13 protein-coding genes are annotated in these 14,297 nt (G+C 42.0%); 3 read left to right on the top strand and 10 right to left on the bottom strand.

Annotated elements, in window-relative coordinates; translation table 11 throughout:
• Positions 1-3: 3 nt before the first annotated feature.
• The 8 genes from icd to QM738_RS17975 form a co-directional block, all read right to left on the bottom strand.
• Entirely contained in the window at positions 4-1,314 is a 1,311-nt protein-coding gene (icd, locus tag QM738_RS18010; RefSeq protein WP_462278122.1) for an NADP-dependent isocitrate dehydrogenase, read from the bottom strand.
• Between the two features lie 231 nt (positions 1,315-1,545).
• Positions 1,546-3,360 (bottom strand): carboxypeptidase-like regulatory domain-containing protein, encoded by a 1,815-nt coding sequence (locus QM738_RS18005; protein ID WP_462278121.1) that lies wholly within the window; start codon positions 3,358-3,360, stop codon positions 1,546-1,548.
• A gap of 139 nt (positions 3,361-3,499) precedes the next feature.
• A complete protein-coding gene (locus QM738_RS18000) occupies positions 3,500-4,021 on the bottom strand; it encodes a hypothetical protein (RefSeq protein ID WP_462278120.1) in 522 nt (173 codons plus the stop codon).
• 48 nt (positions 4,022-4,069) lie between these two features.
• On the bottom strand, positions 4,070-4,810 hold the full coding sequence (locus QM738_RS17995) for a hypothetical protein (protein WP_462278119.1): 741 nt from the start codon (positions 4,808-4,810) through the stop codon (positions 4,070-4,072).
• A 20-nt stretch (positions 4,811-4,830) separates the two neighbouring features.
• Complete coding sequence (locus tag QM738_RS17990; protein ID WP_462278118.1) at positions 4,831-6,048, bottom strand: hypothetical protein; 1,218 nt, start codon at positions 6,046-6,048, stop codon at positions 4,831-4,833.
• Positions 6,049-6,278: 230 nt separating this feature from the next.
• Entirely contained in the window at positions 6,279-6,731 is a 453-nt protein-coding gene (locus tag QM738_RS17985; protein ID WP_462278117.1) for an N-acetyltransferase family protein, read from the bottom strand.
• Positions 6,732-6,734: 3 nt separating this feature from the next.
• Positions 6,735-7,193, bottom strand: a complete 459-nt coding sequence (locus QM738_RS17980; protein WP_462278116.1) for a hypothetical protein — start codon at positions 7,191-7,193, stop codon at positions 6,735-6,737.
• Between the two features lie 3 nt (positions 7,194-7,196).
• The gene (locus tag QM738_RS17975; protein WP_462278115.1) at positions 7,197-8,420 is read right to left on the bottom strand and encodes a trans-sulfuration enzyme family protein; all 1,224 of its coding nucleotides are present in this window, start codon (positions 8,418-8,420) and stop codon (positions 7,197-7,199) included.
• A gap of 65 nt (positions 8,421-8,485) precedes the next feature.
• Here QM738_RS17975 and QM738_RS17970 point away from each other — a divergent pair, with 65 nt between their 5' ends.
• A complete protein-coding gene (locus tag QM738_RS17970) occupies positions 8,486-8,989 on the top strand; it encodes a DinB family protein (RefSeq protein WP_462278114.1) in 504 nt (167 codons plus the stop codon).
• Positions 8,990-9,045: 56 nt separating this feature from the next.
• Here QM738_RS17970 and QM738_RS17965 read toward each other — a convergent pair whose 3' ends face one another.
• Together QM738_RS17965 and mnmA are read right to left on the bottom strand one after the other, a co-directional pair.
• A complete protein-coding gene (locus tag QM738_RS17965) occupies positions 9,046-9,756 on the bottom strand; it encodes a hypothetical protein (RefSeq protein WP_462278113.1) in 711 nt (236 codons plus the stop codon).
• 10 nt (positions 9,757-9,766) lie between these two features.
• Positions 9,767-10,897 carry a tRNA 2-thiouridine(34) synthase MnmA gene (gene mnmA, locus QM738_RS17960; protein WP_462278112.1) on the bottom strand — a complete coding sequence of 377 codons (1,131 nt, stop codon included), beginning with the start codon at positions 10,895-10,897 and terminating at the stop codon, positions 9,767-9,769.
• Between the two features lie 271 nt (positions 10,898-11,168).
• On the opposite strand from mnmA, the gene QM738_RS17955 reads away from it, so the two are divergent.
• The gene (locus QM738_RS17955) at positions 11,169-12,626 is read left to right on the top strand and encodes a M48 family metalloprotease (protein WP_462278111.1); all 1,458 of its coding nucleotides are present in this window, start codon (positions 11,169-11,171) and stop codon (positions 12,624-12,626) included.
• Positions 12,627-12,654: 28 nt separating this feature from the next.
• Entirely contained in the window at positions 12,655-14,226 is a 1,572-nt protein-coding gene (locus QM738_RS17950; protein WP_462278110.1) for a DUF6770 family protein, read from the top strand.
• Positions 14,227-14,297 lie beyond the last annotated feature (71 nt).

Raw genomic sequence — 14,297 nt, 5'->3', positions numbered from 1 at the left:
TTATTACAAACTGGTGGATTTTTTTAGCTGGAATTCAGCTATCACCGAACCCATATTTTCAATGATATCATCACCAAACTCGGTGGTTTTTAAAAGCGTGGCACCGCTCATCAGGTTGTAAAAATCAATGGTAACCCTTTTGCGCATAATGGTAGCCTGTAGTGCAGAAGTGATCATATCGGCAGCTTCCTTCCAGCCCATATATTCAAGCATCATGCAGCCGCTCAGTATCACCGAAGAAGGGTTCATACTATTGGTGCCAGCAAATTTAGGCGCTGTACCATGCGTGGCTTCAAATACAGCATAGCCCGTCTTGTAATTAATGTTAGCACCGGGCGCAATACCAATACCGCCCACTTCGGCAGCCAGCGCATCCGAAATATAATCACCATTCAGGTTTAGGGTAGCCACCACCGAAAAGTCTTTCGGAGCGATCAATATCTGCTGTAAAAAATTATCTGCTATCACATCCTTTATCAGCAATTTGCCCTGGCTTAAAGCAAGCCGCTGTGCTTCGTTGGCCTCCGCCTCGCCTTTTTCTTTTTTCAGTTCATCCCATTCGTCCCAGGTAAAGGTTTTATCGCCAAATTCCTGGCGGGCCACTTCGTAACCCCAGTTCTTAAAGCCACCTTCGGTAAATTTCATGATATTGCCTTTGTGTACCAGTGTAACAGAAGGCAGGTGGTTTTCAAGTGCAAATTCAATGGCCGCACGTACCAGCCTTTTAGAACCATCGCTGGAAACCGGTTTTACCCCGTAAGAAGAAGTACCTAAAAACCGGATATTCTTCACGCCCATTTCTTCCAACAAAAACTTTTCAAATTTCTGTGCTTCTGCTGATCCGGCTTTCCATTCAATACCGGCATAAATATCTTCGGTATTTTCCCTGAAGATCACCATGTCTACCTCCTCGGGTTTGGTTACTGGCGAAGGCACGCCTTTGAACCATTTTACGGGACGTACACAGGCATACAGGTCCAGGTCCTGGCGCATGGCTACGTTCAGCGAACGGATACCACCACCGATAGGAGTGGTCAACGGCCCCTTGATAGAAATGATATAATCCTTCGCGGTTTGCAATGTTTCGGCAGGCAGCCAGTTTCCGGAAAGCTTAAAGGCTTTTTCACCGGCCAGCATTTCCTTCCATTCAATCTTCCTGCTGCCGCCATAGGCTTTGGCCACAGCGGTATCAAAAACTTTTTGCGCCACCGCCCAAATTTCAGGACCAATGCCATCGCCTTCAATAAAAGGAATAATGGGGTTATCAGGAACATTCAGTTTTCCGTTAGCACCCATGGTAATTTTTTCTGCCATAAATTATTTTTATTTTTTTGAGCCAGGCCGTAAGTCATTTTTAAGCTGTATCGGCCAGTTTATACCGCATGGCGGCACACTCTTTTATTGTAGATATAAATTCAGGTTATTAATGGTTGCAAAAATAACGCATCCCTGCAACACTGCCTGAATAAAAACGCCCACTATTTTCTATGATATAGCTGGTATTTAAAAATTGAATCTGAAAACAAGACCCATAATTAAGATGCCCTACATATTTCTTCTTATCCTGAAAGAACAGCCCAGGGTATAAAGGGTATTATTGGGAGCGCCGCCTTTTACAATACCACTAAAATAGCCGCTTATAAATTGTCCCACAGCGCCAAACTCTGTAATATGAACATCGATGGGGTTAGGTATCGTCAATGTTGCTTCTAATTGTGGATAGAAGATCAAGCTAAGAGACTGTGTACTTCCGGGAGCCATATTTGCAAGCGTGATAAAAAGGCTGCTGTAATTGTTGGTATTGGGGGTTTGACCTGTAAAGTAGCTATTAACAGTAGATCCTGATGGATTTATGATCGTTACCGGTGGCCCCTGGTGAAAAGAATCGACAGGTGTGGAAAAAGAAAATGAGGGCAGCCCGTTAACGGTATAATTAAAAAACTGGAGCGTTGATACACCGCATGCCTGGATAGTGGGAATAGTAGTACTGCCTGCATTGATTGTATAAACCGCAGGTATGCTTTGCTGGTTCCCGGTAATATCATCCGCAATAAAAGTAGCAGTGGTACTGCTGCTGCACAACAGAATAGTAGCTGTGTACACACCGCTGCTGTTTAACGGGCTTCTTAAATAGCTATTACCACTCTGTATATTAATATAACCATTACTGACAGGTTGATTACTGCAATTGGTAACTGACCCGGTAACATTTGCAATTAATACTGAAAAAGGCATTGTGATATTACCTAGTGTAACCGGTGCCGTTGTAGTGGTAATATTTTGTGAATAGTTAGCACTGCCACAGCCTGCAAAGCTGAAAACCTCCAGCAGTAACTGTCGGTTATCCGGGATAACGCCATTTACATATCCTGCACTATTTGTATATCCAAAGCCGGAATTGGCCGGGTTGCTTACCTCAGAGATCTTTACCAGCACACCGGGTAATGGAGCCCCCGTATTGCTGACGATGGTACAGCTGAATGGCACATAAGTATTGGAAATGTCACAATTCCAGAAAGAAAAATGGCTCACTTCACCAACATAATTACTGCCGCTCTTAGTGGCGCTGCCCTGCTGTATCCACAAGCCTTTTGTTTCATCAAAGTACCATAAAGGAATACTGGCTGGCGCTGATGATTGCAAGGAAGCCGGAAGGGGCATCGTTAATGTTGCTTTTTTGCCGGTGGCAATTTGCAATAACTGTCCACCCGAACCGGTTAATTCCACTGCAGCCATACCATAAGTGGTCAGCAGTTGCATATTGCCGTCGGTATTAATGCCCCGCAGATCTCCGGGCATGATGTTGGGCAGGTCTGTGCTGGTGGGGTTTATCCATTGTAACGCAATATTTATTGTTCCCGTGTAGGCGGCGGCGTTAGATGCCGTTACAACAGCTGCAGCAGGTAATCCAACACTTAATCCATTGGTAAGTGTAACAGTACCGCCACTGCCTGCATTGATTGTTCCTGCAACGGTTTTGGGAATCAGTTTGATCCTGAAAAAAGCAGGTTTCCCTTCGGCAGCTGTATAGGTTTTAATGGCTTTAAAATACCCGGCTTTGGTAACGGTTACAGTTGCTGCTTCTTTTATTACTGCTGTATTATTGGCTTCAAAATAACCATACTTGTCCGTGGTTAAATTAAGGCTGCCGAATTGCACTGCAGCATTTGCGGCGGGTTGCCCGTTCTCATCTGTTACAAAACCACTTGCCGATCCATTTATTGTAGTGATAAGATCGGGAGGGTTTGTTCCCGGATCAGTGACATTGCTATTTTTTTTACAGCCAATAAAATTACCCGCACTTAAAAGCACCAGGAGTAAAAAAGCAGTAAATATTTTGGAGGAGTACAGTTTATTCATGCAGGAAGTTTAGGTAAAAGCAATATAATAAAATATATTAATAATTCCAGATTTTGAATAAAGTTTTCTGGTAGCTTATTGAATAATTGTATTGTATAACAGTAAACAAATGCCTTTGGTAAACGCTGAAATTCTTGTATCAGCTTTTTCTCTTAACCCTGAAATTACAAGTGATAGTGTATTGCGTATTAACGGGTGCAGGCTCGGTCAATACACAGGTAAAATTGCCTGCAATATATTGCCCTGGCAAACCATACTCTGTAATATTTACCATTACCGGGCTGGCGGCAGTGGAATAGCCGGTAATATTATAAGCATAACCTGTGATCTGCGGAATATGAAATGTATTTAAAGCCTGTATACTGCCTTGTGCAATACCGGTTTTATTAACCGCCAGGTAGGCAAAATCGTTGGATGCCTGTGGAATTCTCTTTCCGCTGGCAATGAACTGATCGGCGATAAAAGGAAGTGTTTCAAATGAATCAGGTGTATTCAGGTTATCTGCAGGGGCATCAAAATTATAAGGCGCACCATTTACAGTGCAATGGATGTATTCTTCCGTTCCGGGCGCTGTATTATTTTTATTACAGGAGTAAAATAAAACTAAGATGGCAATGAATACCGGTAATAATAAAATCCTGATAGGGTTTATAATTTTCATAAACAGGTTTTGCTAGTATAGGAACGCAACTTGAATATACTAAATAATTCAGTACTTCATTTTTGAAATGCTTTTATAGATATTCTCACATAATATCTTTTCAGCTGCTGTAATTTCTCTTGAATCAGACATTAGTACGATAAGCTTCCTGTTTTCTTTTGGAAGGGTATAAATAAAACCTGCAAGGCCATACTTGCCTGATACCAGTGGGTACCTGTTATTTACACTAAATGGTGTTATCAATGATCTGTCTTCAATAAAAAATAATTGAAGGATTATGTCGCCAGCAACGTCTTTAATAACATGAGGATGCTTATATGTTTTAAAATGAAGATCGTTAACAATGGTATCAATCAAATATTTTTCGGATAGATTATTAAGGATGATAAATAGAGGATCTGCTTGATTATTAGATGAATCGATCTTTATAAAATCGCTCGTCTTATTTTTTACAGAATCTTTTTTCAGTAAGTTACCCAAAAAATCAAACTTGTAATAAATCGGCTTTGCCAGTGGGATAAAAGAAATAGTAACCGAATCTTCTTTCGATTCGGTTTGTCTTGAGTCGGTAGTAATGATAGTTTTTAAGGAGGATTTAAAATCGTACTCAAACAGGCCTTTTTGATAGCTTATGAAAACATTTTTAAAACTTGTAATAGTTTCATTTGTAGTGCAGTCTATTTCTGTAACTATTAAATTATATTTAGAATTGCCTTTTGAAATATTTTTCTCACAGGAAAAGTTTGCAAACAAGAATATGATAGGAGTATAAATGATTAGTTTGCACATATTTGCGACATTTTTCATTCTTATTCTATCAAGGAAGGAGTTCTATAAAAAATTAATAAATCGCTTTCTGATGTAATTGTCGGCATCGCATTCATCCATTCCCACATGGATGATCTTGCTGCTATATGGATATATCCGTTAACTCTGCAAGCGGCATCAGGTATAGAAGTATTATTCAGAGATATATTGCCTGGCGCCAAACTTCCCTGCTCCCAGGTAACTGTCCAGAACAGTGAAGCCTTTTTCATTTGAAACAAGGTACTGTTATTATTACATTCAACTACATGGATATTGCGATTAGTATCTAAAGAATATGCCTTTGTGGTTGTATTACTGGTGACCTTGTAATATTCAGAATTAACAACTGGCCAATTGATACTTTGGCTTATAGGATTCGTTGCCTTTGTCCATACAGGTACAGTTACAGTTGCAGATGTAAATATGAAAAAGTCTCCCTCATGTACTCCATTCAACTCTGTAGAAACTGCTGCTAAAGTAGCAGCACTATCTGTATTACCAGTACCATTACCCCCGCCTCCACCAATTTCGCAAACAATTTCGGTTGTTGAGTATAAGTAGTCTTCATTAATCAATATCCCACTTTCCCATGTTTGCCAATACCAATCTACTGTTATATAGTTACAATTTTCATTTAGAGGCGCAAGATTTGAAATCGACGTTTGTTTTTTTGCAGCTTTTATAAAAAAAATATCAGTACCTTTTATTAGCTTTCCTTCTTTGTAAGATTTATCAAAAAGTATTTTGTTTTCGCGACTATATTTAATTACAGCCCCGGTAAATTTTTCAGGTATATTTTGCAAAGTAAAAAAACCAGGTGTAAGATATAGCTTTTCTATTGTCGATAGAGTTGATTGATCAGCTAGAACTTTATAATAATTACCTGAAACAATATTGCCTTTTTCATCTATTTGAGTTACCAGGTATTTAAAAACTACCGAATTGCCCTCAAGTGATTCTGTAACTACTGGTGTAATATTAGTTTTATCGTTGGGAAAGTAAACTGTCCTGTTCCAAAGTATTTTTTCAGGTATTTTAACCAATTTAGTGCCCATTTGGTAAAATTGAGAGGCAGATAACCCATTTTGGGAATCCCACCAGGCTTCAATAGACTTTGTTAGTTTATTATCAATATCCATTACAGGGTCTGTTTTTTTACAGCTGAAAACGGGGCTCAATAACAATAGAACTACGATTGCTCTTTTAATTTTTCTTTTCATAAACCTATTTTGAAGATAAACGCTGGTTTTATGATGTAAAAGAAAAATTTTTAAGCTCGGATACAAAGTTTTTATGCGAGACTTTATTTCGTTTTATGCTGTTTTTATTCCATTCATCATAGTAAATTCACCATGGAATGAATTTAATTAGCTGGCCCTATCGTGTACAGTTTAAACTGTTTTTCGTCCTCAATCTCTTTTAAATGATTGCTATACCCTTCCCGTCCCGGTTAAAAATTAATACTGCAGTTCACCCACTCTCCGTCGAAATTTACACCGGAAAGTTTTTTGTAAAAATTAATGGCGGGTTCATTCCAGTCCAGCACCTGCCACATCATACCACTGAACTGCTGTTGTTTGCATTCTGCTATCAATGCATCAAATAATAATTTACCGATGCCCTTGCCCCGCATTTGTTCTGTTACCAGCAGGTCTTCCAGGTACATGCGCTGCCCCTTCCAGGTGCTGTAGCGTTTATACCAAAGCGCAAACCCCTCTACCTTACCATTCTCTTCGGCTACAAAGGCCCACCATACCGGGTTGTTGCCAAAGCCGCTTTGTACAAAATGATCAAAGTCCACCGTTACCTGTTCAGGCGCCTTTTCGTATACCGCCAGTTCTGTAATGAGTTCCATCATTCGGGCACAATCCTGCTGTACCGCTTTTCTTATTATTACCGACATGATCTAAAATTTAATGACTGAAAATACTACCGTCAACTGCAGTGTGATGGCAATGGCCAGGCAAAATATCCATCCCCAAAACCAACGATAAGAGAGCTGCAGTTTTTTTACATTCAAAAAATACAGTACTATCATGGTGATCACTGCTGCAAGGAGCGAGCCCACAAAAAAAGCACCGCTGTTATAATTACTCCATGTGGCCAGTACAGCATAAGGCAATAGAATAACAGAACCTACTAAGCAGGTGGCGCCAATGTTTTTTATAAAATCCCATTTTTTTGCCTGCATAAAAAAATAAGCTGCTGCTATCTGCAAGCTCCACTTGGCGCCTGCAATACCAGTGGACAATAGTTTTTGCTGCAAACTGGTATACAATGGGCATACAGCTACAAACCACCAGGTGATGATTGTAGATAACAGGAAGTAGATAAACGCTGTAAAAACCGTTCGGGATGTATTCATATATTATTGCAATGCCTGTTCAAGATCTGCTAAAATATCGGGTAAGTTTTCAATGCCCACGCTCATGCGTATAAGCCCGTCCGTTATGCCATACAGCTCCCGCTTTTCTTTGGGTACACTAAAGTGCGTCATACTGGCGGGATGGCAAAGCAGGGTGTCGCAGGTGCCGAGTGATACGGCTCTTATACACATCTGCAATTGATCGATGAGTTTTTTGGCTGCTTCCAATCCATCCTTCATTTCAAAACTTAACATGGCGCCGGGGTGCCGCATTTGCTTTACTGCTGTTTGATGATCGGGGTGGGAGGGGAGGCCCAGGTAATTTACTTTACTTACAGCAGGATGCTGTTGTAAAAATTTAGCCACTTCCATTGCATTGTGGCAATGGCGTTCTATACGTACTTCCAATGTTTTTAGCCCCATGGTAAGTAAAAAGGCGTCGAAGGGATTGCTGTTGCCGCCCAGCAAGCGGTGCACTTTGGTTACATGCCCGTTCATTTTTTCAATATCATTGCCAATGATCACACCACCAATAGCAGTGCCATGCCCGTTCAAGAATTTGGTGGTGGAATGAAATACATAATCCACACCGAATTTAAAAGGTTGCTGCAGGAAGGGCGTTGCAAAAGTGTTATCGCAGGCAATTATTAATTGCTGCTGTTTTGCCAGTTTGGTCAGCTCGGCAATGTCCACACAATTTAGTGTAGGGTTAGCCGGTGTTTCCAGGTACAGCATTTTTATTTTGCTGTCGGCCTGCATTAATTCGGCTGCTTTATCAAGATCTCTCAGGTCGGCAATAACGGCTTCAACACCCAATGGCGGCAATACTTTTTCCATCAACTCCTGCGAGCCACCGTACAGCGAAAAATGTGTGAGTATCTTATCGCCGCTTTTTAAATTACTGATGAGCAATGTGCTTAACGCAGCCATGCCGCTGGAATGCAATATGGCTTTCAGTTGCAGGGGTTGCCCGTTGTTATCTTTAATACCAAAACTTTCCAGCGCCGCTATCTTGTCTTCTGCTTCGGTAATAGTGGGGTTGCCCCAGCGGCTGTAGATATAACCCTTTTCCTGCCCGCTGAACCGACGCATGCCCTGCTCTGCTTCGTCAAAAACATAAGTGCTGCTGGCATAGATGGGAGTAAGGTGTGCATAGTTAGGATCGTCGGTATGGCCCGCATGCACTGCTGCAGAACTGAAACCGCTGAATGGAAATGAAGAAGACATGTTTAAAAATTAATGAATGGTGTTGGGATAATTGATAATTTTATAGGCATCAAAAGTACATAATCATGAAGGAAATCTTTACGGAATATGCAGCCTATAATCTTTGGGCAAATACTAATATGCTGGAAAGGATCGGTAGGTTAAGTGATGGACAGGTGAATACAGAGATCGCCAGCAGTTTTTCCACTATCCGCAAAACGGTGATCCATATGTGGCATGCAGAATTTGTATGGTGGCAAAGAGTGCAGCATGTAAAAGACGTGATCTATTTAGGCGAAACTTTTACGGGCAGTTATTCCGAAGCAGCGAGCGGACTTTTGGCACAAAGCCGCGAATGGAAGGCCTGGGTGGAGGCGGTTGATGAGGGGCAGCTTTTACAAAGTATCAGCTTTGTTCGTTTTGATATGGAGTTTACGATGAAGATACACGAAGTGTTACTCCATTTTTGCAATCATGCTACGTTTCATCGCGGGCAGCTGGTTACCATGCTGCGCCAACTGGGCGAAACGGATAAAATTCCTTCCACCGATTTTTCAGTCTATTGCCGTTCAAGGAAGTTAAGTCAATAAAAAAGGTCCCCATCTTTATGGAGACCTATGATAATTTATAGTAGTTTTTTGCCAGATCAGTTATGATCGATCATCTTTAAAGTAACGCCATAAGACGCATCGGAATAAGTGCCATTGGCAGCGCCTTTGTTCCAGTATAAAAAATTGCGGTATACCAGGCCAATGCCTTTTGCATATTTTGCTTCGCTGAATGTTCTGTCAATAGCGGTCTGGTCGTCTATCTCCGATACTTTGATCGTACTGTCCACCGTAAGCGTACCTATTTTAGCCGGCATGTTGATGCTGTCATAATAGTAATCCCAATCGTCGTAAAATTTTAAAAAAGGTGTTTGCGAGTTGGTATTGATATAGGAATTGCCTTTCCAGGTATAATCCTGTTCTATGGGACTTTTTAATTTGATAAAGCGCAGGTTGTTCTCAATGAATTCGATGGCGGTACCGGTATTGATGGCCATAAAAGTATTGTCGGCCAGCCATGCGGCAGTGGGGCTGCTGCGGATATACCTTAAAATACGGTATCCCGGCCTGCCCAGGTTATCGGTGATCTGTGCATCCACCTGGTATTTTACCTGGTAGCTGTGCACGGCAGCAGAAGTACCAAAATTGGTATAATATACCGTAGAATCAAGGCTGTAAGTGATATACTTGCCCACGGTAAGCGGAAAATAATCGCTCAACGGTGGCGCAGGAAATTTTTCTGTAGTGTCTTTACAGGCACTGAAGGCTATCAGTGAGGCAATAGCGACAAAGGAAAATAATTTGCTCATAGTATATCGATTACAGATGCTGTTTTTCAGCAAAAGGCTGCATCCTGCGTTGAATCACTCCGCCACCTATCACATCATCCCCTTCGTAAAATACAGCGCTCTGCCCCGGGGCAATGCCTTTTACATCGTGGTAGAAACGCACAGTGATACCATTTTCGTATGTGTACAGGTTGCAAACAGCGCCTTTATCTTTATATCTTATCTTGGTAACGGCTTCCATACCCTCGGTTATACCTTCGTATTTCATCCAGTTCAGCTTGGTTACCTGCATTTCGCCGCGGTTCAGGTCATCTTCATGGCCCAGCACCACGGTATTGGTTTCGGGGATGATCTCGGTCACAAATGCGGGCCTGCCCAGGGCTATATCCAATCCTTTGCGCTGACCGATGGTATAAAAAGGGTAGCCTTTGTGCTTGCCCAGTATCTTGCCGTGCTTATCTACAAAAAAGCCGCCGTCCACTCTTTCTTCCAGCCCTTCCACCTTGCGTTTTAAAAAACCACGGTAGTCATTGTCGGGCACAAAACAAATTTCGTAGCTCTCGCTTTTCTTGGCCAGTTCGGGATAGCCAAAATCGTGGGCCATCTGGCGGATCGCCGTTTTATGGTAGGTGCCCAGCGGTAACAGGGTGCGGCTCAGCAGGTCCTGCTGCAGGCCCCACAGTGCATAGCTCTGGTCCTTGGTATCATCCAGCCCCTTGCGGATAAAATAGCGGCCATTGCTGTGCTGGTGCACCTGCGCATAGTGACCGGTGGCTATAAAATCGCAGCCCAATGCATCGGCCCGTTTCATCAGCGCCCGCCATTTGATATGCGTATTGCACATTACACAGGGGTTGGGCGTGCGCCCGGCAATATATTCGTCCACAAAATTCTCGATCACAAAATCGCCAAATTCTTCCCTGATATCCAGTATAAAATGCGGGAAACCATGATGTACCGCCGCCTGGCGGGCATCATTAAAACTGTCCAGGTTGCAGCAGCCGGTCTCTTTTTTGCCGCTGGTGCCCACGCTGGTGGCATAGTCCCATGTTTTCATAGTAATGCCCACTACTTCATACCCTTCTTTATGAAGCATCAGTGCGGCCACCGTACTGTCGATACCGCCGCTCATGGCCATTAAAACTTTTCCTTTTTTACTCATGTGTCTTTTCTCCGGCTGCAAAGATACAGCAGTTTTAAATGCTCGATTTACGCATTGAGGTTTTTGTTACCAGGCTGATAAAACGGTCGTTTTCAACCTTAAAACCATTGCTGCAACTGAATTTGGCCGCAAATGAACTTTTTTTATTATTTTACACCTGAAAACAAAATTTGTACCCGATTTTTCAGCAATTTTTGTGGATAGTTTACCCATTACTTAATACAATAAGAATTTATATAATTCGTTAATTGACCCTTTATACCACCAGTCTATGCAAATTTTTTACAGGATAATTGTATGCCTTAGTGTATCATTTATTTTTATGGCCCCGGTTGCCGGGCAAAGCCTTATTCCCGTTAACTACAGCGAATTTTCCAAGAACAGTATGGCCAAGCAGCGGGATTCGCTGAAAGCCGCACTGGCCTGCCCCGTGATCTTTACCAAAAAAGAAACGCAGAAAAAATACAAGGAGATATGGGATGCCCGTACGGATTATATCCTGGAATCGATCAATGATAACCGTTTTATACAGCAACCGGCGCTGCACCAGTATGTTTCGCAGATACTCCGCGAACTGGTGAACGCCAATCCCACATTGTTAAAAACCATGCCGCTGCTGCTTATCGACCGCAGCCCGGCGGTGAATGCCTATGCAATGGGCAATAATATCATTGCGGTGAACCTGGGCTTTTTATCGTTTGCGCAGTACCGTGAGGAGATAGCACTGGCATTGGCGCACGAACTGGCGCACAATATTTTAAACCATTGCGAAAATTCGATGAAGGAAAGAGCAGAGCTGCTTACTTCGGAAGAATACCTGAATAATATCAATGCCATCCTTGATTCTAAATACGAACGCTATACCCGGCTTAAAAAAATACTGGATGGTTACAGCTACGGCAGCGCCAAGCACAACCGTTATCATGAAGGTGAAGCGGATTCATTGGCCGTGGTGATGCTGAAGAAAAGCAATATCACTTTTAATCCTGCTTTCTTTTTAAGGCTGGACAGTGCTGATCTTGTTTACAAAACCCCTTTACAATCGGATTTGAAAAGTTATTTGACGGCTGTGAATTTTACGGCTGATGATGCCTGGCTGCGTAAAGGTGGTAAAGGACTTTCTTCAAAAAAATATTCTTTTTCGCAGGAAGAGATCAGTGACTCTTTAAAAACGCACCCGGATTGTGTAAAGCGTTACGAAAAATTATTACCGCAATCAACTTTTCCCGGCAAGCAACCGCTTACAGCTGTGCCGGCGCAATTTGAAGTGGTGACGAATAAAGCGATCATCTGGACGCTGTTCATCAACAGTAATCTCACTTCGGCATTGTACCGCATATTTTTAGAAAAAGATAAAGGTACTTTCGACCTGTGGCACCAGGTAATGGCATCCTATATTTTTAACGGCTTGTTTTTGGCAGATAAAAGATTATCCCGCTTTAATGCCATCAATATAAGATCGAAGGAATACATCTCTTCCAGTTATTACGAACTGCAGAATATGTTTGAACAGATACCAAGAGAGAGCCTGGAAACCGCCTGCAAGGCTTCTTTCAATCAATCTTTCTGGCAGCAGGCAAAGGGTGATGATAAATCTTTCCGGTCCGTACTCAGCTCCCTCAATTTTTCCGAAAGCCTCAGCCAGAAGGAACTGAACAGCCTTAAAAAAGATTTTGAGCAATCCTATTCCGAAAGTATTTACCGTGAATTCCTGGAACAACTAAAATAAACCCATAAACAACAACAACTAACAAACAATGAGAAAACCTATTATCATGGCCATGGCCGCATGCCTGTGCGTAACCTTTAGTATGGCGCAAACGAGAGTATTTAAACAGGTGGCAGAAGAAATGTCTTCTGATATGGAAGTGATCATGCAGGACGGAGCCGTGATGGGCTACGTGGTATTGACCAAGCTGGAAAAGGCCAATGCCGACAGTTTTAATTACAAGCTTTCGCTGATGGATGAGAACCTGAACGATATTGGCGAAATTAACCAGAAGGATGTGAACATGTCGCTGATGGGAGTAGCTTTTGAGCAGGATGTATTATGTCTTTCTTATCTTAAAAGTTCTATTGACGGCACCACTTTTAAAAACAAAAAAGAATTCAAGGATGCAAAGGATGATACCAAGGATGTGATCACCAACCAGTTTATTACGCTGGATGGTAAAGTGATCAACACCCATAATTTCAACATCAGCCTGGCAGTGGATTATGCAATGGGCGCCAAGAGAAAAGTAGTGGCCAGTGCGCAGCTTAAAAATGGCGGGCAGGTGAAGAATATTCCCGGCAAAGGATTTTGTTTTTTGTATGGAGATAAAGATAAATCGGAAGTGATCGCTTACAATACCAAAGGCGAAGTGCTGTGGAAAAAAGAAGTGGACCGTTACAATCACTATTCTGTGATCACTACCGATAAAGTGGTGTACATACTGGGCAAGAACAACAGTTACAGCAATCCTTACGGTGGTTACGAACTGGACAGGTTTTCCGTTGCAGATGGGAAAAAAGGAACCAAGTACGAACTGGTGGATAAAGATGATAATGTTTTAAGAGTATTGAATTTTGAAAAGAACCCGGTTACCGGTAAGCCTTATATTGCGGGCAGCATCATCAACAGAAGGTTTAAAGGCGCTTTTGAAAGCGGTAAGGCTTATAACAAGGGGATGTATAAAGGCGTATTTTCTTTAACATTGAATGGTGTTGAAAAAGGAGATATCAAAGAAAATTATTCTTACTGGTCGGATGGTGAATTCAAGCCCGATTTTTCTACCAGGGGTTATATGCAGGACAGGAAAGCATTCAGCATACTGGAAGCTGCTTCGCAGGATTCTGCCGGTAATGTATATTTCGCAGGTACCACTATTCATAAAAAATTCAGGATCGGCGCGGTTGTTTCCAGCACGCTGTTATTGCCTACTTTCTTTTTCCCGATCGTGATCATGGGAAGCGTGGGTACACATAAATACAGGCTGGGTGAAGGTATCATCATCAAGCAAACCAGCAAGGGATCGGTATTTACCGACCAGGAACTGGAAAAAAATAAATCGAGATATTACCAGGCAAGGGTGCCGGTTGTAATGTATGATTCACCTACTGAATACTACAATTTGTATTCTCCTGCAGCAAAATCGGATGTATTCATTTACAGGGATGATAAGAGCTATAATATCTACAGCCTGAGTAAAAAACAGATCTCCCGCAGGATACCTTATTCTATTGGTAAAAGCAGGATAAGGGTTACCGGCGCTAAGGAAGGGCATATCATGATCCTGGAAAATAATACCAAGGAGAAATATACCAAGCTTTCTATCGAGCCGATCTAATACATGTTCTTAATTTTTATAACGAGCCCTTTATTGATTACAATAAAGGGCTTTTTTATGCAAAATGGTGG

It is taken from the genome of Ferruginibacter sp., assembly GCF_049840995.1.
In the GTDB taxonomy this organism is placed as follows: Bacteria; Bacteroidota; Bacteroidia; order Chitinophagales; family Chitinophagaceae; genus Ferruginibacter.
The sequence above is the reverse complement of the archived record's forward strand: the minus strand, read 5'-3'. Positions and strand labels throughout refer to the sequence as shown.

What these genes read in the sequence shown, in the direction of transcription:
- QM738_RS17955 (WP_462278111.1), top strand. Translation starts at nt 11,169, where the DNA reads ATGCAAATTTTTTACAGGATAATTGTATGCCTTAGTGTATCATTTATT.
- QM738_RS18000 (WP_462278120.1), bottom strand. Translation starts at nt 4,021, where the DNA reads ATGAAAATTATAAACCCTATCAGGATTTTATTATTACCGGTATTCATT.
- QM738_RS17980 (WP_462278116.1), bottom strand. Translation starts at nt 7,193, where the DNA reads ATGAATACATCCCGAACGGTTTTTACAGCGTTTATCTACTTCCTGTTA.
- QM738_RS17970 (WP_462278114.1), top strand. Translation starts at nt 8,486, where the DNA reads ATGAAGGAAATCTTTACGGAATATGCAGCCTATAATCTTTGGGCAAAT.
- QM738_RS17985 (WP_462278117.1), bottom strand. Translation starts at nt 6,731, where the DNA reads ATGTCGGTAATAATAAGAAAAGCGGTACAGCAGGATTGTGCCCGAATG.
- QM738_RS17990 (WP_462278118.1), bottom strand. Translation starts at nt 6,048, where the DNA reads ATGAAAAGAAAAATTAAAAGAGCAATCGTAGTTCTATTGTTATTGAGC.
- QM738_RS18005 (WP_462278121.1), bottom strand. Translation starts at nt 3,360, where the DNA reads ATGAATAAACTGTACTCCTCCAAAATATTTACTGCTTTTTTACTCCTG.
- QM738_RS17965 (WP_462278113.1), bottom strand. Translation starts at nt 9,756, where the DNA reads ATGAGCAAATTATTTTCCTTTGTCGCTATTGCCTCACTGATAGCCTTC.
- QM738_RS17975 (WP_462278115.1), bottom strand. Translation starts at nt 8,420, where the DNA reads ATGTCTTCTTCATTTCCATTCAGCGGTTTCAGTTCTGCAGCAGTGCAT.
- QM738_RS17950 (WP_462278110.1), top strand. Translation starts at nt 12,655, where the DNA reads ATGAGAAAACCTATTATCATGGCCATGGCCGCATGCCTGTGCGTAACC.
- QM738_RS17995 (WP_462278119.1), bottom strand. Translation starts at nt 4,810, where the DNA reads ATGTGCAAACTAATCATTTATACTCCTATCATATTCTTGTTTGCAAAC.
- icd (WP_462278122.1), bottom strand. Translation starts at nt 1,314, where the DNA reads ATGGCAGAAAAAATTACCATGGGTGCTAACGGAAAACTGAATGTTCCT.
- mnmA (WP_462278112.1), bottom strand. Translation starts at nt 10,897, where the DNA reads ATGAGTAAAAAAGGAAAAGTTTTAATGGCCATGAGCGGCGGTATCGAC.